This window comes from Myxococcus sp. CA023 (genome assembly GCF_010998615.1).
Lineage (GTDB): Bacteria > Myxococcota > Myxococcia > Myxococcales > Myxococcaceae > Myxococcus.
In genome coordinates this window covers 1-1139 of the sequence record NZ_JAAEAH010000178.1, presented here as the reverse complement: position 1 = coordinate 1139, position 1139 = coordinate 1, and the positions used below count along the sequence as shown (strand labels likewise).

General features: G+C 65.9%; 1 protein-coding gene. It reads right to left on the bottom strand.

What is annotated here, in order from left to right; genetic code table 11:
- Nucleotides 1–1139: elongation factor Tu (tuf, locus tag F8M74_RS37145; protein WP_141259180.1), on the bottom strand; the 1139-nt coding region annotated here is incomplete at both ends.

Sequence of the window (1139 nt, the reverse complement as noted above, 5' to 3'; positions counted from 1 at the left end):
CGGCCACCCTCGCGAACAGCGAAGCGCAGCTCCTTCTCCATGGCCACGGGGGTGATGAGCTCCACCTCGATGGCGATGTTGTCGCCCGGCATCACCATTTCGACGTTCTCCGGCAGCTTCACCGAGCCCGTCACGTCCGTGGTGCGGAAGTAGAACTGCGGACGGTAGCCCTTGAAGAACGGGGTGTGACGACCGCCCTCTTCCTTCGACAGCACGTAGATCTGCGCCTTGAACTTGGTGTGCGGGGTGATGCTGCCCGGCTTGGCCAGCACCTGGCCGCGCTCCATGTCCTCGCGCTTCAGGCCGCGCACCAGCGCGCCGATGTTGTCGCCCGCCATGCCCATGTCCAGCAGCTTGCGGAACATCTCCACGCCCGTGACGACCGTCTTCTGCGTCGGGCGCAGACCGACGACTTCCACTTCCTCGCCGACCTTGATGATACCGCGCTCGACGCGGCCCGTGGCCACCGTGCCGCGGCCGGAGATGGAGAACACGTCCTCCACCGGCATCAGGAAGGGCTTGTCCGTCGCGCGCTGCGGCGTCGGGATGTAGCTGTCCACCGCCTCCATCAGCTTCAGGATGGCCGGCTCGCCGATGTCGCTGGTGTCACCCTCCAGCGCCTTGAGCGCCGAGCCCGGGACGATGGGGATGTCATCGCCAGGGAACTCGTACTTCTTCAGCAGGTCGCGGACTTCCATCTCCACGAGCTCGCGCAGCTCGGGGTCGTCCAGCATGTCCACCTTGTTCAGGAAGACCACGATGTACGGAACGCCGACCTGGCGCGCCAGCAGGATGTGCTCACGCGTCTGCGGCATCGGGCCGTCCGCCGCCGACACCACCAGGATGGCGCCGTCCATCTGCGCCGCGCCCGTGATCATGTTCTTCACGTAGTCGGCGTGGCCCGGACAGTCGACGTGGGCGTAGTGCCGGCTCGCCGTCTGATATTCCACGTGCGAGGTGGAGATCGTGATGCCGCGCTCACGCTCCTCCGGCGCCTTGTCAATCAGGTCGTACGCCAGGAACGTGGCGCCGCCCGTCTTCGCCAGCACCTTGGTGATGGCGGCCGTCAGCGACGTCTTGCCGTGGTCCACGTGTCCGATCGTGCCGATGTTCACGTGGGGCTTGTTACGCTCGAACTT